Source organism: Pseudomonadota bacterium, assembly GCA_027620075.1.
Lineage (GTDB): Bacteria > Pseudomonadota > Alphaproteobacteria > Rickettsiales > UBA6187 > 1-14-0-20-39-49.
The window spans coordinates 296,510-313,072 of record JAQCEY010000001.1; the positions used below are offsets into that span (position 1 = coordinate 296,510).

Genomic DNA, 16,563 nt, shown 5'->3' on the forward strand with positions numbered 1-16,563 from the left:
GTATCCAAAGTGCATATCCGCCGTTAGATTCCGGCGATTTACAACAGTCATACTCAACTATGTAAGCCTCGTGCCGGATTATAACCTTGGATAATATAGTTAATATAGTCAAGCCGTAGAAGTTTTTTAGAAACACAATAAACTGCTTTAAGAGCTATCTTTTTATAACATTTTTAGCCCACCCATGTAAAAATTCCGGATTTTCTCCCAGACCGGTTTCGTTAGCATCAGGTGTGTATAATAAAGATACCGCTTCAATAGCTCCATCGGATGCCCGTATGTTAATCGCTTTTGTATGCAATGTGTTGGGCTTAAAGCGGTCATCCCCCTCTTTTACACTGATAGGAATTAAAAAGTGTCTGGTTTTTGACTCCTGAACTACTTTCAAGGTGAAATCACAGCCTCCTTTCGGACAATAATTGAGTTGATTTGCCTTTTTTCTTTGCTTTATATCCGTAGGGTCAAAAGTGTATAAAAGATTACCTCTATAAGGCCCTATAGGCGGGTAGACCATATTATACCTTTTATCTGCAACCGTAGCCGATACAATGACGCTTATTACGTCGGCATATATTTCCAACGGATATTCAATGCCTATCTCCCCCTTAACCTGCGTTGAATAAATTCCGTCTGCGTTATTCCATTTATAATAATTACCGTCCTCCCCTAAAATAACCAGATTATCCTCAAGATACTTTTGCATCTGATGGACGGAATAATCAGAAAAGTGCCTTAACATAAAACCGTCTTCCTGATCTCCCGAGCCACCTCCCTCCATCGGTTCTCTTTTATAGCGTCCGACTTCTTCCGGTGTCGATTTACCGTATTGCACGGTAGGAGGTATAAATTTCATGCTGGTCAGATCATAACCCCATACAGGTCCCACATGAACCATATCTTTAGCTTTTATAATTTTAGTATTCTGAGCTTCAATACCATACATTTCTCCCCGATATGGAAAGTTTTTTTTATCTTGCCAGTTTAACAGACCAAGCGAATAACCAAGCGAAACAAATAGATTATCATGATCGGCAATTTTTCCGCCCCCCATAAAATCATCTGCGGCATAACCTTTCGGCTCAACACCTATCATGTTCATATACATAACCGACAAATGCTTATTTCCGTTAGCTTCGGCTAATGCCTGAAGCAAATTAATTGCAATTGCATTCCAGTCATCGAAAACTTCACCGGTCTTCTTCCCGTACTCATCAAGTGAGGAAACTTTTATGTGGGGGGTTTTATTTTTTGGTTGTGCAGGTATTACAACGCCCGGAAACCTAACATTTCTAACACGTTCAATGGCTAGAGAGGATATCGGTAATTTTCCCGCTATTTCTACAAACACTCCATCGGCATAATCCTTACTTAGTTCACGTCCTCTATCAAAGAAATGGACATCAAACATTTGTAAGAACAAAGGATTCGGAGCACCTACTTTAATTTTTTTAGTATATACGGCATCACCGGCAGTAACGGTGATTTCCATACCGGGTTGCACCCACTCTTTAGGAAGAATTCCTGTAAAACTATCCTCGTAGCGGTGAAATACTTTGCCCAAAGATGCCGGCAAGCTCTCCGAATGAGGCAACATTCTCGAACCGTTTAATTCAAATTCATTACTCGTACCGTCATTATGAGTAACTTTCGCAATTACCTTAGGTGAGCTAATATTTTGCTCGGAAACGACATGTGCCTTTATAAGTGTCGGACGGTTACTCGTTAATGTAAAATAAGGATATTCAGGCTCACTTATATGAGTTTGCCCCAAATAAACCGCATCTATTCTGACTACCGATGCAAAAGCACCTTCACCACCCGATAACAGCAGAACGCTTAAGGTTAAAAAGCACCGACCCCTTAAAATAAACTTTAAAATCATGATTTATATATCTATTACCTATAAAAAACCTTTCTTTAACTATAACATATGAATTATCAAAAAAGAACTATTTTATTATCCTAATAAACAAGGAGTGTTCGATATAGATATATATTTTGTCATAATGAATTTATTTCAGCATCTTCTTTATCGTGCCGGAGACGCATCAAAAAAGCTCGGCATTACACAAAATTAAAGATTTCAGTGCAGCTTTTACAAAAACCGAGTTCATCGAACTATCTCCGATAAACCTGAGAGGAGTGTTAAAATAAACGGTCTTGATTTTATAAAAAAAATGTTTATTTTAACTTTTGCGGGACCGGGCCCCTCTGGCGATGTATCCATACATCGTGATGTCGGACCGCACCGGGAGAAACCTTGGTGCAGGTTCATGAATTAAAACGCACCTAAATTTTTCTCCCACAGGTTAATAACATTTAACATAAAGGAGAGGAATTATGCCCTTATTAACATCACCCGTTGACGGATCACCAATGCACCAAATCAGGCGTTTCGGTATAGAGCTTGACGTATGCCCGACAAGTGGCGGAGTATGGCTTGACAAAGGAGAGCTGGAAAAGCTTATGGCACTTATTAAAGAGGCTGCCGAAGAAGAAGCCGGAGCGTTTTCTTCCCGTCGCAAACCCGAAGAACGTTATGAAGAGCCGCGTTACCGAGATGAAGAATATCGTAAGCCGCATTATAAAGAACAAGATGATTATCATTATAAAGGCAAACATAAGAAAAAGGGTGCGTTACATCAAATGATGGAAATATTCGATTTCTAATTTCAGGAATATATAAAATGGATTATCTTTTAATCATCGGCGGTTTGGCTCTGCTTTTTGCAGGTGGCGAGGCACTTGTAAGAGGTAGTGTTGCAATCTCGGAGCGGCTTGGCATTTCGGCTATATTAATCGGTGTGGTGGTAGTCGGTTTCGGCACTTCCACACCGGAACTAATGGTATCTATTAAGGCATCTCTTGCCGGTCAGCCTGATATTGCACTCGGTAACGTTGTAGGTAGTAACATTGCCAATGTGCTACTTATTCTGGGAATATCGGCAATTATCTGTCCCGTTATCTGCGATGCTAAGGCTATCAGGCGTGATGCACTGGCGGTTTCGGGCGTTAGTGTCTTACTGTTTGCATTAACATTTACAGGTAGCATTTCTGCCATAACAGGTGCTATTATGATAGCACTTCTGATTATTTATATAATTTACTCCTACAAATCGGAGATGCGAGATAAAAAGGCTTTAAAGGCGACTGCCCCCGATACCGTGCATGAGCATGAAGCACAGGAATTCAGTAATAAATTAGGTCTGGGCGTTTCTTTGCTCATGAGCGTTGTGGGGATTATAATGTTGGTATTGGGTGCGGATTTTCTGGTTGAAGGAGCAAGCAATATTGCCCGTCAGGCAGGCATTCCCGAAGCGGTAATCGGTCTGACACTGGTTGCAGTGGGTACGTCTTTACCTGAACTTGCAACAGCTATCTCTGCCGCCGTCAAGAAAAATTCGGACGTTATTATAGGCAACGTGCTGGGCAGCAACTTATTCAACATACTGAGCATACTCGGAATTACGGCTATAATAAAGCCTGTTCCTCTGGGCGGACAGATAGCAAGCTTTGATGTACCGCTTAATCTTGGAATTGCCCTGCTTGCATTGTTGATTATCTATTTCGTGCGTAGAATTTCAAGACTAACGGGAGCCGTATTCCTTGTGTCCTATGTTATTTATATAGTATGGCTTTATACAAGTTAGTAGTGGTTGTTATTCCACCACATTTCGGTATTGCTGCTGCAACTTCCGATCATGCGGAAGGAAGCATAGCAATTTGATTATATTGCTCCACCGATATAGGGGAAGCCTCTACAACTTTGGTTGCCGCTTCATTAGCTTTTTTCGTGATTTCGGCTATTTTTGCCGGACTATCACCGGCTTGTTGTGCTTCTGCCTGATAGTTTTGTTGAACTGCCACAACTTTTTGCTGTACTTTTACAAATTCTTTCATCAGACCATCAGATACCTTGATTGACTCCGCCTGTTGCTGTCCATAAGCAGGAGGCGGGGTCTGTTGTGAAAATGCCGGTGCTGCAAATGCAAGCGATACGGCGGCAACTGTTGCCGTTAGATAATCGGTTTTACGAGTCATACTCATATCTCCTTTTTAAGTTAAACATGAGTAAGCCATGCAAACATATCAAAACCGCTCCGTCAATACCCAGACCATAAAAATTTAGATATGTTTACCATGCTCGCCGTATCTTTGAAGGTTGACTATTTAAGCACAAGCCCTATGCTTCAACCGCTTTTAAGGTTTTTCCTAACGGCTTATTAACGGTCGAGCGATTAGACTACAAAACTGTCGTTTAGACGAGTCGCACTTAAGGCGAAAGCTAGAAAACAAGCCGGTTCTAGCCAAGCACTAAAAGAGGCTTAAAACGTCCGTGGAACCAATACGGAAAATTTGGTATATATACGCACCCGTAGCTCAGCCGGATAGAGCGCTACCTTCCGACGGTAGAGGTCGCAGGTTCGACTCCTGTCGGGTGCACCATTTGCTATATCTTTCTGCCTTATAGAGAAATAGCCACTATGTGTTTAACTATATAGATATAGCGATTAATTTATGACCCTATTCGGCTTGAAAACAGTAGCATGGTTTGACATTTGGTCAATTGAGCATTTCCTTTCCGGTATTACCGTTTTATTCGCTGCCAGATATATTTCTCATCGTTTTGTATTTTCTAACAAACAAATTGAAGAGGGGTTAGAACTCAAATTTTACATAAGCTATATATTATGTTTATGCTACATGTGGGAAGCGGTAGAGTTTTATCTTGAGGCAGGCTATACAAACATAGACGGGATTACTTATTGGTTTCAAGGTGTAGAGTTTTGGGGAAATAGATTAATAACCGACCCTTTATTATCGGTTGTCGGTGCAATACTTGGATTTCGCTTTCCTATTCTTGCATGGCCTGCTAGAATATTGTGCATATTATGGCTCTTGATACATGTGTTTTATTTTCCACACTCTATGTATTTGCATGAGTTAATGAGTATTAATTAGTTTCTTTCATACGCCGGCTTGACCGGCGTATCCACACGCAATCGCATGGATTCGCCGATTAAATCGGCGAATGACAACAACAAAGAAACCGCTATATACTGCCAATATCTTAACAGGTGGCAAATGTACGATTCCACCAACTAATAATCACTAAAAACACCATCTAACATAAAATTATGTTTTAGCGGTCCTGCCCCTCTGCCTAATCCTTCTGCTGATTTTATAGCCTCCAGTAGATACTCTTTTGCCGATGCTACGCTAAATTTAATTGTTTTGCCTTTCGCAATACCGCATGCAATAGCTGAAGCCAACGTACACCCCGTACCGTGAGTGTTATTTGTATATATTCTCTCTGCAGTGAAAATATGCTTATCTCCGTATTTTGTACGAAAAACATCGGAAATATATCTTGAATTTGAATGCCCGCCTTTTATTAACGCCGATTTAGCACCCATACTTATTATACGTTGAGCTGCAAAGTCCATATCATCGGTGTTATCTATCCTTCTGCCTGTTAGTATTTCCGCCTCAGGTATATTTGGCGTAACTATAGTTGCCTTAGGGATTATCTTTTCTTTCATAATATCGACCGCTTTGCGGCTGTCTAATAACGAATCTCCGCTTGTGGCCACCATAACAGGATCAACAACCAGAGGGATTTGCGGATACAGGCGAGCCACTTCCGCCACAACCTCGGCATTACCTGCACTATAGAGCATTCCGGTTTTTATGGCATCGGCTCCGATATCCGATAAAACTGCGTCTATCTGTTTTTTTACAAACACAGAATCAACACCGACGACACCTAAAACTCCCTGAGTATTTTGAGCCGTTATAGCGGTTATAGCGGTCATAGCGTAGCCACCCAGCATCGTGACAGTTTTTATATCTGCCTGAATTCCCGCTCCTCCGCCCGAATCAGAACCGGCAATTATTAATACACGACCTTGCATATCATTCCCCGACAGCAATTTTTATTGCATCAACAACTTTATCTACTGCCTGATTAACTATAACCCTGTCTTTACCTTCCGCCATTACACGTATCAAAGGCTCAGTACCGGATTTCCTTATCAATATCCTGCCGTCACCATTAATCAACTTTTCCGAATCCTCTATCGACCTTTTCACATCATCATTATCTAACGGGTCTTTATCCTTATAGCGGACGTTTTTGAGCAATTGCGGATACGGCTCGAACACATTACAAACCTGACTAGCCGGCTTATTCTGCTCCACCATGACCGCCAAAACCTGTAGGGCGGCAACCAGACCGTCACCTGTAGTGACATGATCACGCATAATTATATGACCGCTTTGCTCTCCACCTACATTATATCCGTTCTCACGCATGAACTTGGCAACGTAACGGTCACCGACCTGCGTACGCTTTAAATGCAAATCTATTGATTCTAAATATTTTTCAAGCCCCAGATTTGACATTGAGGTAGCCACTATTCCACCCCCGTCTAAGGTTCCCAAGTCCTTTTGATGCTTGGCTATCAATGCCATAATCTGGTCACCGTCGATTATTTTGCCCTTCTCATCACACACCACAAGCCTATCAGCGTCACCGTCCAACGCAATTCCGATATCAGCCTTCTGTTTAACAACCTCACGGCAAAGAGCCTCAGGAGATGTAGAACCGCATTTATCATTAATATTAAAACCGTTAGGGGACACACCTAAAGGTATCACTTCCGCCTCCAACTCCCATAACACCGTAGGAGATATCTTGTATGACGCACCGTTGGCACAATCTACAACGACCTTTAATCCGCTTAAATTATACCTCTTAGGGAAAGTCGCCTTGGCAAACTCAATATAACGCCCCTGTGCATCATCAAGACGCTTAGCTCTTCCCAACAAATCGGGAGCTGCAAGTTTTATATCCGTAATACCCTGCAATCTTTTTTCAATTTCAACCTCTACTTCATCAGATAGCTTTAACCCTATCTTATCAAACAATTTTATTCCGTTATCATGATAAGGATTATGCGAAGCCGATATCATAACCCCAAGGTCAGCCCTCAAAGAACGTGTAAGCATTGCCACGGCAGGAGTAGGAACAGGCCCGACCAAAACAACGTCCATACCTGCCGATACAAATCCCGAAGCCAACGCAGGTTCTATCATATATCCAGACAGCCTTGTATCCTTTCCTATTACCACCTTGTGCCTGTGTTCACCGTCTTTAAAATATGAACCGGCAGCCTGCCCCAATCTGAGAGCAACATCCGGAGTCATAACACCACTATTAGACGTTCCCCTGATACCGTCCGTTCCAAAAAACTTTCTTTCCACTAATCTTATTCTCCACTTTTAAAATAGCATTTAGCTTTATAGCACTTAAACTACTATATATGAAGCACAAAATTACACTGTGGGTGTGGGGTTATGTATAAACTTACTACTGTATAACAAGACATGAAACATTACGGCTACGCAACATACTGCATATATTATCTGCGTTGAACTCATCAAAATAAGGGCCTAACTTTAATTTAACCGCACCGGATTTATTACGCTTATATTGTTTTATACCATCTATACTATACTTGGTACTTTTTAGTATGTCGTCATGGTCTTCTTTTAGAAACATTAGATAGTATTCAGCTTTGTAGCTATTAGAAAACGCTCCCAGATTTACCCAGTAAGGCTTTTGAATATCAGCAGATCGGTCAGTATATAATTTCTTAACCTTTGGCTCTACTGCCTTCCTTGCATAAGCAATATCTTCAGAATGCTCGTTCATGCCATAAGCATCGCCTGAATAATTATCGTCTATTATATATATATTATCCGATTTTTCCATCGGAGAGCCTGACGAGTAACACTGCAAACCGCTAGAAATTATATTATGGCATAGCATATTAGCTTTTGCATAGCTTTCTATAGCTCCTACATTTAGCCTTACCTTTCTGTCATACGGGCTATCTCCGCCCAATAGCTTAACTTGCAGGTTTTTAAGCCCCTCATCATACTTAAACATACGGTCGGCATAGTCATATGCGGTAGCTCTATTAGGAAAAGGGTATATTTCCAACCATATTCCTTTTTTTGAAATATCTTTAGGAGCTATATAATTGTTAGTCTTTTTATCATTTAACCATGGCAAATCGTCACTTTCCCTTACCAGAACCGCCTCTGAAACTTCCTCTTTGTTATTATGGCTTTTTTGCAGGTCGTTATAGAAACTGCTATAATCATGCTGTTTTTCGGCGTTTGAATTTACCGAGTAAGAAAAATCCTCTTTCCTTACCATGTTGTTATTTTTTATCGGCTCAACATTTTTTTCTACAACGCCCCTGTCTGCAACAGCCCTATCTTCCAACCAAGGCAACCGCTCATCTACATTATCAGCATACATATCAATAGGTTCTTGATAATTTTGTTCCACCGCAGGAGGCTGATAGTTTTGCTGCGTCTGCCCTACTTTAGTTTCCCCCGGATTTCTCTCATTTTTCCACAATTGCTTTTGATAATTACTTTCGTAATGACCTGCATATTGCTTTTCTTCGTACTCACCACCAGAAGCATCACTAGCCCCCCCCTGAATATCGGAGTCATTTGATTGCATCACGGATTCCATATTATTTTCTTCATAAGGTGCAACGAACAATTCATTAGTTTGCTCATATTTTTTAACCTTTTTCACGTCATCAGCTTTTGCTACAGGTTTTTGCTCAACAGTAACATTTGAAGCGTGATTTTTATACAAATAAGAATGAGGCGATTGATTGTCATTTAACTCGTAAGGCTCAACATTTTCTTTATTCATGTTAGGCATAGTATCTATAGGAGCGTCAGTACTTACCGATTCAGGTTCATTATTGCCGTCTTTAACACTGCTTTTACCCTCTCCCCCGCTCAAAGAGGTGTTAGTTTGCATATAATCCTGTTTTATAGGAACTATCCTAAAATAATTTGTTTGAATACCGGTATCGGAATCTACGGAGTTATTTTGTTTTTGAACCTGCCTGCTATCAGGCTTAGTTGCTTTCGTCATAGGAGCTTGTTCTCTTGAGCTTCTTACAACAAAACAGTCAATTTTTCTTTGCTGCATTTCACTACATTTTTTTGAAGCCGCCTCCTTCTCCTGAAACGAACCTACCCTTAAACGGAAAAAGCTTTGACCGCTATTATCATTTACACTCAATATAGTCGGCTCAAGATTAGATAGAATATCAATATGTTTGTTTTTCAAGTTTTTCCATATGTAATCCGCCTGTCCTTTTTCCGAAAAAGCACCTATCTGGATAGTATATCTATCCGCAAAATATCCGACAGGGATAATTTGCTTTGAAGCCCCTGAATTTTCAGTAGGTTTGGTTTTAGGTGTGTTTACGGTGTTAGAATATGGTGAGGTGAATATCGGTTGATTTTCAGCTTGTTGCGGCTGCGAAATTATCGTTTCCCTTTCACCTTCCGTTTCCGAATATGGAGAAGCAACCGTTGAAAACGGCGACTCCTTATCACCAAACCCCCAAGCACCATCGTCTTTATCAACTAAAGTCTTCAAATTTTGAACCGGGCTTATATTTTCATCAGTAGCTTTTGTATCATTTTCACTTGTGCTTTGAGTTTGCCGAACTTCGCTTGTATCATACACGTCTTTTTGAGCATCTGTGTTGTAAGCTGTTTTGACTGTTGATTCTCTTTGGAAGTAATCCATTGTAGAAGATATCATTTGAGATGCTTTGCCATACCCTCTTTTTTTAGCTATTGCCACAGAGGCATCTTTTTGCTCTTCGGATATATCGCTGAACTTGTCGCTTGACAAAATGACTTTTAAAACAGACTCATTACCTGAAATTGCAGCTTGTACAATAGATGAGTTGCCCATATTATTCTTAGCATTAAGGTCGGCTCCTTCAGATATCAGTATTTCCGTAGTCTCGGGGCTTTTAGCCATAATAGACCTCATTAAAGGGGTCCATTTCTGATTATCAACCGCATCAATACCGGCATCATAATGCAACAACATTTTCACCATTTTTGCATTACCGCTTCTGCTTGCCATGTGCAAAGCAGTATCCCCGCCGATATCGGCAGCATTAACGTATGCACCGCTTTTTATTAGAAGTTCCGCAACATCTAAGTGTCCCTTAAAGGCAGCCCGCATTAAGGCGGTTACTCCGAAATCACCTTCGCTATCGGGCTTAGCTCCCGAATTTAATAAACGTCTTACTTCTTGAATATCACCGTTGTCTGCGGCATCAACCAGAGAGTTATTAAAACTCGAACTATCGGCTACTGCATTCCAACTAAATGTCAGGAATAATATGATAAACAGAGATAATACTCTCAATACAACTCCCCCCACCAGAGTACTTAGTAATTAAAATCTTTTTAACAACTGATACATTTTAACAATTGTAATAGTAGCAAACAACTAAACAAAAATCAACATATTGTATAAAAAATATTTCACTAATGAAAATAACAAATATCTGTTTATTAACACTTTTTTAACTTTTTTGTAGTATGGAGGCCGGAGTCGGAATCGAACCGACGAATAGAGGATTTGCAGTCCCCGGCATTACCACTTTGCTATCCGGCCAAGGATGCCATGAATTACCCCAAGAGCTTATATTTCACGGCTAGTTTTAAGTCAAGAATAATATAAGGATTTATGATTTGCACGTTAATATCCGACTACAAAGCTGTTAATTTTTTAACCATCAATCTTAGGATTATCAACAGAATCATTATCGCAATAGGTTGAAAGATATTTCACAAGCTTTTTAATTCTTTTATATCTTACATAATAATAGACGGCTCTGCCCTGACGACTTGATGCTATCAATTTAGCATCGGCAAGACTGCTAAGGTGGAACGATAAAGTTGCTCCCGGAATATTAAGAATCTTCCCTATCTCACCGGCAGGCATTCCTTTCTCCCCTTTTTCCATTAAAAGATTGTAAATTGCTAATCTTGAATCATGACCCAATGCTATAAACGACTTTACAATATTCGATGTTTTCATAACTATAATAACGTCCGGCTTGTGTTTAGGATTGAATTGCACTAGTCTAAATGACTAATAAACTTCTATACTATTAGAATACTCACCGCCCATTGTAAAGAAATTTTATAAAATTAATTTTATATTTAAACTTATCACTTGATTATTGAGTTAATTTAAAAGAGAATACTTGTGTTGTGTAAATCTAACTGTACAAGAGGTACTATCGTGTCAAGTAAACTACGGATTCTGTTCTTTATAATAGTCAGTGCAGGATTAATTACGTTCGTTATATCATTTAACTCAAATAATCCGCGTGCGGTAAATTCTGAAAAGGGCGTTAGCGAGGAAGACGTTAACAGGCTAATCGGCGAATATATAAAGAATAACCCTCAGGAAATTCTGGACTCCCTGACTCAATACCAGATAACCAAGCAACGTGAGGAAGAAGAGAATGCGGCTAAAAATGTCATTGATAAGCTTGACGAACTGCAAAACAACCCTCTTGATCCGGTAGTGGGAAATCCCGAAGGTGATGTTACTATAGTTGAGTTTTTTGACTATACTTGCGGCTATTGTAAAAAAATAACGCCTTATATAGCCGAAATAATTAAGGAAGACCCGAATGTAAAAGTGGTATTTAAAGAGATACCTATTTTAGGTCCTAACGCTATAATAGCAGCTAAAGCCTCTATAGCGGTATATCAGCTAGCTCCCGAAAAATATTTCGACTTCCACACAAAACTTATGTCAAAACGCATAACAAGCACGGCTTCCGTACTTGAAGAGGCTACAGCTTTAGGAATTGACGCTAAACAAGTTGAAGAAAGAATGGAAAGCGATGAAGTTATCAATATCATATTAAAAAGCAAGGAACTTGCCGAATCTATCGGTGTAAGAGGAACTCCTGCGATAGTTATCGGAGAAACCTTATTCCCCGGAGCTATTGACCTTGCAACATTTAAAAAACAAATAGCAGAAGAACGTGCTAAAAAGAAATAAGATATAAACAAAACTTTCTAAAAAAGGGTATTGTTTCAATACCCTTTTTTATTTACGCTAGGAAGTTGAGTTCATGTAATTTACTAAAAAATAAAGATTCTACATCAAAGTAGATGCATATGACTGTAGCTTCAGACTAGGCTTCTTCGGTTCAACGACTTTATATTCCAATCCGTTACGCTCTGCGTATTTTATGGCATCTTCTTTTGAATCGAACTTTAACTTCACCTGCCTCTTAGTATCGGCATTACCTGTCCACCCCATAACCGGATCAATATACCTTGTATCCTTGCTTTCATGTTCAAGACACCATTTTTTCAAACTTCCTTTACCCGACTGCATAGCGTTTTTTGCAGGTATATATATTTTTACCGACATATGATTTATCCTGTAATTTATTATGACCGAAACTAATACAATAATATTTCAAAAACATCAACACTAACCGTAAGCAACCGTAAAATTGCACAAACTAACAAAAATAAAACCTATAATAAAAAATATCGCATAGACAATGCTATAAAAAATCTTTATAAATTTACATATAAAATTTATAGATACGGGAGCAAAAATGTCTATAAAAGCATCAGATATTAAAAAAATGGACTTTGAAACTGCGGCTACCGAGTTGGAAAAAATTGTCGATAATTTTGAAAGCGGCAATATAAGTCTGGAAAAATCAATTGAGCAATACGCAACAGCCGCACAGCTAAAAGCCCAGTGCGATAAAAAACTATCCGAAGCAAAGCTGAAAGTGGAAAAAGTAACCTCAAGCGACTCCGATAGTATAAAAACATCGTCATTTGACATAGGTTAGGCGAGCTTACCGCCACACATACAAAAAATCTTTATTTATTACCCCTTTAGCATACATTATTCGTGCTACATTTCACTTATTTTTGACAATGGGTTAGTTATGTCATTACCCGAATTTGCGAAGCAAATTATAGGGTAATCTCATTTAAATTTATTGAACACTCCCTATTACGAGCAGTCCTTTATACAAAAAATATACTTACACCGCTTTTTTTATTGATTAATTTATTAGTATAAAATATCATTACAGTTGGGTCTTGATAACACATTATAAAACAATAACAATTACAACTACGCATCTACAAGAGTGGAAATGTTACAATTTGTTAAATTAAGGAACCTTTAAAGATGGTGGACAAAGATCAAAAGCCGACAGCATCAGGAACAGAAATACCTGAAAAAATAGACCTTTTACAAATAGCGAAAGCAGCCCAAAAAACATTATACAAGCCGGTTTCGGATAGCCTTGATAAATACAAGCCGCAACAGACAGATTCAACAAATCAGCAACAGCAACAATCCAATATAGGCTATGATCTCTTACGTGACTTTCTGGCAATCGGTGTCACTCAACCGGCTATATCTTATATCACACTGGCACGCAATGAATTAAATAACAAGCCGCATAAAAACCCTCAGGAGGTACTAACGGAACGCTACCGACACTGGAGCCGCAACCCTGTACATAACAGCTTTATGTCAACAAACGGTTTTGGGGTTTTTCAAAGAAGGACTACCTCATTTGTAGCTGTAAACGGAGCAATAGACAAAGCTTTACCTCCGAGCGGTGATAGCGACACAAGCACTGCATATGCGGAAGCTTTTAAAAGAAGTGCCGCAAAAGCAGGACTGGAAACCATTGTAAATGTTTATAGCGAGGCATCTAATCTTAAAGATTACTACGGTTCAAAACAAGGCGTGCCTAGCGTAATTAAAAGTATTGCACCGGGTTCTTTAGCAAGAAATCTTACGATTATGGGGGGCTATGAGGGAGCAAAACTGGCTTCTAAACTACAATCATACAATCCGACGGAAGCTGCCGTTGCAGGCGGATTATTCGGACTGGCCACAGGTTTTGCGGCAGGCATAATCGACAACAAAATCACTTTCAAACAGGTTGCCGAAATGGCAAAATCAGAATCTTTAAAAAGCACCGAAACATCAGTATTAAAACCTAACCCACGCAGTGCCTTGGCGGCAGGTTTACTTAGATCCGTTCAAGCAGGACTTACAACGGGAGCCTTAACACTCGGCTATGCGATAATGAATGAGATTAAAAAAACCATGCAGGAAAAAGATGCTAACGGTAATACGATGCAATTTTCACAAAAGGATTTTGAAGCTGTCAAAACAGTCGCACTTGAAACCACGAGCGGCATCAAAAAGAACGTGCAAGGCATGTTGAGCAGAGTCACAGATAGTGATGATAGAATGCATTATCAAATAAAACGAACTGAAAACAACGAAGCAGAACCACAACAACGCAAGTCTTTTGCCGAATCTGCCGCCAAGCCGATATCTACATCACATGCGGATAAGTTTGTAAAATCAAAAATACAGGAAGCACTTGAAAGGGATACACCTCCTAAAGACTCAGGTCTTGGCAGATAGGCAAGTTAAATAAATAATTCTTTAGTATGCCTTGCGATAATCAATTCTTCGTTGGTTGGAATAACATAAACTTTTATGTCGCTATCGTCACAACTTATGCATAGGTCGTTTAAGGCATTACTTTTGTTATTTATTTTTATTCCCAACCACCCTAAATAATTACATATTTTTTCTCTTATTAAGGAGCTATTCTCGCCTACCCCTGCCGTGAATATAACTGCGTCCACCCCTCCTATAACAGGAATTAAACCTGACAGGCTTCTGGCAGCGATTATACAAAACATATCTATTGCGAACTTTGCCCGCTCATCATCGCTTTCAAGCAAATCACGCATATCATTTCCTAAGCCGGAAACCCCTTTTAAACCCGACTCTTTGTATAATAAGCTCTTAATTTGATTTAACTGCATTTTACATTCCTCAGCTAAATAAAGTATTATTCCCGGATCAATATTCCCTGCCCTTGTTCCCATCATAAGCCCGTCTAAAGCGGTAAACCCCATCGTAGTTACCTTGCTAATTTTGTTGCTTACCGCACACATGCTTGCACCATTGCCAAGATGGGCGATAATTATTTTACCATTAGCATTATCTTTCAAATTAACATCTAATGTAGAACATATATATTCATACGAAAGACCATGAAATCCATAGCGAATAATCCCTTCATTAAAATATTTTTCAGGCAGAGGATATGACTTTATTATATCTTCCTGCGTATCATGAAATGCTGTGTCAAAACACGCTATTTGTTTTATATTCGGATATATAGCGGTAAACACCTCTATAGCCTCAATATTATGCGGCTGGTGCAATGGTGCAAGTGGTATTATTTTTTTTAGCTCGCTTATAACGCTATTGTCAATAACTATCGGCTTTAAGAACTTAGTTCCGCCATGTACCACACGGTGTCCGATAGCCACGATATTTATTTTATCCGCTTTACTTTCTATCCATTTTATCAATTGCGATATAGCAAAATGATGCCCATGCTCTTTTAAAGATGATTGCAACACTATATCACCATCACCGTTTTTTATCCTCATATTAGGAACATTCTGCAAATCCTCAATCAATATCGAATATAAAAGCTTCAAGTCACCTAACGTATATATAGCGAATTTAATAGATGAAGAACCTGCATTGATTGTAATTATATTATCGTCCATAACCGCTCCTGATATTAGCAAAAACTACTTATAATTATGATATTACGCAATTAAATATATTTAATCTTATTCTTGCTTGATTTTATAGAAAAAGAGTTTTAGTTTAAGCACCAATTTTAACGGTTTTCAAATATTATGAAGATTTTTTATGTCAAAAAAGACTAACGGTAATGCAAGTAAAAGACCGCTATCACCTCATTTGACTATATATAAGCCGCAGATAACCTCGGTGCTTTCAATAAGTCACCGCTTGACAGGTTTAGGTTTATTCGTAGGTGCTTTATTACTGGCATGGTGGATAGTTTTTAACGTATATGGTACTTGTGACTGTGTTAACCCTATTATTTTCTCTACCGTTGGGCGTGTATTTCTAATTTTATGGACACTAGCGTTATATTATCACCTACTAAACGGTATCCGTCACTTATTCTGGGATATGGGGAAGGGTTTTGAAATAAAAACCGTGAATAAATCAGGAATTTTTGTTTTGCTGGGAGCTTTTGGTCTGACAATAGCTAGCTGGGTATATGTAACATTATAAATTTAAGGTTTTTTAAATGGATTTACGTACTCCTTTAGGAAGGGTTAAGGGTTTGGGTTCTGCAAAAAGCGGCTCACATCACTGGTGGATGCAGCGCGTTACAGCTTTAGCACTAATACCCCTTGTAATATGGTTCATATTGAATGTCATTAAAGCAAGCACCGGTGCAGATAGATTCATTGATATATTTGCCAATCCTTTCAATGCAATAGGAATGGTATTATTTATATGCGTAGCATTATATCACGGAGCTATGGGATTTCGAGTTATCGTGGAGGATTATGTTCATTGCGGTTGCGGCAAGAACTTCCTGATTATCGGAGCTAATTTTTTTACAGCGGTAACGGCAGTGGCGGCAGTTCTTGCAGTTATTACTTTCCATACCGGGGAAGCAAAAACCGTAAAGCCGGCAGGCAAAGAAAACTGCCCTTACGGCAGCCATCAAAAAGCAGATGGCACGAAATATGAAAATTGTGATAAACATAAGCGTTAAT

At 39.2% G+C, this 16,563-nt stretch carries 16 protein-coding genes and 2 tRNA genes; 9 read left to right on the forward strand and 9 right to left on the reverse strand.

The window, feature by feature from the left end:
• Nucleotides 1–154: 154 nt before the first annotated feature.
• Complete coding sequence (locus O2942_01625) at nucleotides 155–1,882, reverse strand: M66 family metalloprotease (protein MDA0780947.1); 1,728 nt, start codon at nucleotides 1,880–1,882, stop codon at nucleotides 155–157.
• 458 nt (nucleotides 1,883–2,340) lie between these two features.
• On the opposite strand from O2942_01625, the gene O2942_01630 reads away from it, so the two are divergent.
• Together O2942_01630 and O2942_01635 are read left to right on the forward strand one after the other, a co-directional pair.
• On the forward strand, nucleotides 2,341–2,670 hold the full coding sequence (locus tag O2942_01630; GenBank protein ID MDA0780948.1) for a zf-TFIIB domain-containing protein: 330 nt from the start codon (nucleotides 2,341–2,343) through the stop codon (nucleotides 2,668–2,670).
• 17 nt (nucleotides 2,671–2,687) lie between these two features.
• Nucleotides 2,688–3,650 carry a calcium/sodium antiporter gene (locus O2942_01635; GenBank protein ID MDA0780949.1) on the forward strand — a complete coding sequence of 321 codons (963 nt, stop codon included), beginning with the start codon at nucleotides 2,688–2,690 and terminating at the stop codon, nucleotides 3,648–3,650.
• Between the two features lie 49 nt (nucleotides 3,651–3,699).
• On the opposite strand, the gene O2942_01640 is transcribed toward O2942_01635, so the two are convergent.
• Nucleotides 3,700–4,041, reverse strand: coding sequence for a DUF4168 domain-containing protein (locus tag O2942_01640; protein ID MDA0780950.1), 342 nt, complete (start codon nucleotides 4,039–4,041; stop codon nucleotides 3,700–3,702).
• Nucleotides 4,042–4,369: 328 nt separating this feature from the next.
• Here O2942_01640 and O2942_01645 point away from each other — a divergent pair.
• Both O2942_01645 and O2942_01650 read left to right on the forward strand, forming a co-directional pair.
• Nucleotides 4,370–4,446: transfer RNA gene (locus tag O2942_01645), tRNA-Arg, on the forward strand.
• Between the two features lie 72 nt (nucleotides 4,447–4,518).
• The gene (locus tag O2942_01650) at nucleotides 4,519–4,962 is read left to right on the forward strand and encodes a hypothetical protein (protein MDA0780951.1); all 444 of its coding nucleotides are present in this window, start codon (nucleotides 4,519–4,521) and stop codon (nucleotides 4,960–4,962) included.
• Nucleotides 4,963–5,102: 140 nt separating this feature from the next.
• Here the strand turns inward: O2942_01650 and thiD are convergent, their stop codons facing one another.
• The 5 genes from thiD to O2942_01675 form a co-directional block, all read right to left on the reverse strand.
• Nucleotides 5,103–5,915, reverse strand: coding sequence for a bifunctional hydroxymethylpyrimidine kinase/phosphomethylpyrimidine kinase (gene thiD, locus O2942_01655; GenBank protein ID MDA0780952.1), 813 nt, complete (start codon nucleotides 5,913–5,915; stop codon nucleotides 5,103–5,105).
• A 1-nt stretch (nucleotide 5,916) separates the two neighbouring features.
• The gene (gene glmM / locus O2942_01660; GenBank protein MDA0780953.1) at nucleotides 5,917–7,266 is read right to left on the reverse strand and encodes a phosphoglucosamine mutase; all 1,350 of its coding nucleotides are present in this window, start codon (nucleotides 7,264–7,266) and stop codon (nucleotides 5,917–5,919) included.
• A gap of 106 nt (nucleotides 7,267–7,372) precedes the next feature.
• The gene (locus tag O2942_01665) at nucleotides 7,373–10,273 is read right to left on the reverse strand and encodes an ankyrin repeat domain-containing protein (GenBank protein MDA0780954.1); all 2,901 of its coding nucleotides are present in this window, start codon (nucleotides 10,271–10,273) and stop codon (nucleotides 7,373–7,375) included.
• A gap of 177 nt (nucleotides 10,274–10,450) precedes the next feature.
• Nucleotides 10,451–10,525, reverse strand: a tRNA-Cys gene (locus O2942_01670).
• A 114-nt stretch (nucleotides 10,526–10,639) separates the two neighbouring features.
• Nucleotides 10,640–10,951 carry a metalloregulator ArsR/SmtB family transcription factor gene (locus tag O2942_01675; GenBank protein ID MDA0780955.1) on the reverse strand — a complete coding sequence of 104 codons (312 nt, stop codon included), beginning with the start codon at nucleotides 10,949–10,951 and terminating at the stop codon, nucleotides 10,640–10,642.
• A gap of 207 nt (nucleotides 10,952–11,158) precedes the next feature.
• On the opposite strand from O2942_01675, the gene O2942_01680 reads away from it, so the two are divergent.
• Nucleotides 11,159–11,932 (forward strand): DsbA family protein, encoded by a 774-nt coding sequence (locus tag O2942_01680; GenBank protein ID MDA0780956.1) that lies wholly within the window; start codon nucleotides 11,159–11,161, stop codon nucleotides 11,930–11,932.
• Nucleotides 11,933–12,031: 99 nt separating this feature from the next.
• Here O2942_01680 and O2942_01685 read toward each other — a convergent pair whose 3' ends face one another.
• Complete coding sequence (locus O2942_01685; GenBank protein ID MDA0780957.1) at nucleotides 12,032–12,310, reverse strand: ETC complex I subunit; 279 nt, start codon at nucleotides 12,308–12,310, stop codon at nucleotides 12,032–12,034.
• A 193-nt stretch (nucleotides 12,311–12,503) separates the two neighbouring features.
• Here O2942_01685 and O2942_01690 point away from each other — a divergent pair, with 193 nt between their 5' ends.
• Both O2942_01690 and O2942_01695 read left to right on the forward strand, forming a co-directional pair.
• Nucleotides 12,504–12,749, forward strand: a complete 246-nt coding sequence (locus tag O2942_01690) for an exodeoxyribonuclease VII small subunit (protein MDA0780958.1) — start codon at nucleotides 12,504–12,506, stop codon at nucleotides 12,747–12,749.
• 347 nt (nucleotides 12,750–13,096) lie between these two features.
• A complete protein-coding gene (locus O2942_01695; protein MDA0780959.1) occupies nucleotides 13,097–14,359 on the forward strand; it encodes a hypothetical protein in 1,263 nt (420 codons plus the stop codon).
• Nucleotides 14,360–14,364: 5 nt separating this feature from the next.
• Here the strand turns inward: O2942_01695 and O2942_01700 are convergent, their stop codons facing one another.
• Complete coding sequence (locus tag O2942_01700; protein MDA0780960.1) at nucleotides 14,365–15,528, reverse strand: acetate/propionate family kinase; 1,164 nt, start codon at nucleotides 15,526–15,528, stop codon at nucleotides 14,365–14,367.
• Nucleotides 15,529–15,676: 148 nt separating this feature from the next.
• On the opposite strand from O2942_01700, the gene sdhC reads away from it, so the two are divergent.
• A complete protein-coding gene (gene sdhC / locus O2942_01705) occupies nucleotides 15,677–16,069 on the forward strand; it encodes a succinate dehydrogenase, cytochrome b556 subunit (protein MDA0780961.1) in 393 nt (130 codons plus the stop codon).
• Nucleotides 16,070–16,085: 16 nt separating this feature from the next.
• Nucleotides 16,086–16,562 (forward strand): succinate dehydrogenase, hydrophobic membrane anchor protein, encoded by a 477-nt coding sequence (gene sdhD, locus O2942_01710; GenBank protein MDA0780962.1) that lies wholly within the window; start codon nucleotides 16,086–16,088, stop codon nucleotides 16,560–16,562.
• Nucleotide 16,563 lies beyond the last annotated feature (1 nt).

Excerpts from the sequence above, each read along its gene's own strand:
- sdhD (MDA0780962.1), top strand. The coding sequence starts at position 16,086 with ATGGATTTACGTACTCCTTTAGGAAGGGTTAAGGGTTTGGGTTCTGCA.
- O2942_01695 (MDA0780959.1), top strand. The coding sequence starts at position 13,097 with ATGGTGGACAAAGATCAAAAGCCGACAGCATCAGGAACAGAAATACCT.
- O2942_01700 (MDA0780960.1), bottom strand. The coding sequence starts at position 15,528 with ATGGACGATAATATAATTACAATCAATGCAGGTTCTTCATCTATTAAA.
- O2942_01625 (MDA0780947.1), bottom strand. The coding sequence starts at position 1,882 with ATGATTTTAAAGTTTATTTTAAGGGGTCGGTGCTTTTTAACCTTAAGC.
- O2942_01650 (MDA0780951.1), top strand. The coding sequence starts at position 4,519 with ATGACCCTATTCGGCTTGAAAACAGTAGCATGGTTTGACATTTGGTCA.
- O2942_01685 (MDA0780957.1), bottom strand. The coding sequence starts at position 12,310 with ATGTCGGTAAAAATATATATACCTGCAAAAAACGCTATGCAGTCGGGT.
- O2942_01690 (MDA0780958.1), top strand. The coding sequence starts at position 12,504 with ATGTCTATAAAAGCATCAGATATTAAAAAAATGGACTTTGAAACTGCG.
- sdhC (MDA0780961.1), top strand. The coding sequence starts at position 15,677 with ATGTCAAAAAAGACTAACGGTAATGCAAGTAAAAGACCGCTATCACCT.
- O2942_01675 (MDA0780955.1), bottom strand. The coding sequence starts at position 10,951 with ATGAAAACATCGAATATTGTAAAGTCGTTTATAGCATTGGGTCATGAT.
- O2942_01630 (MDA0780948.1), top strand. The coding sequence starts at position 2,341 with ATGCCCTTATTAACATCACCCGTTGACGGATCACCAATGCACCAAATC.
- O2942_01635 (MDA0780949.1), top strand. The coding sequence starts at position 2,688 with ATGGATTATCTTTTAATCATCGGCGGTTTGGCTCTGCTTTTTGCAGGT.
- thiD (MDA0780952.1), bottom strand. The coding sequence starts at position 5,915 with ATGCAAGGTCGTGTATTAATAATTGCCGGTTCTGATTCGGGCGGAGGA.
- O2942_01640 (MDA0780950.1), bottom strand. The coding sequence starts at position 4,041 with ATGACTCGTAAAACCGATTATCTAACGGCAACAGTTGCCGCCGTATCG.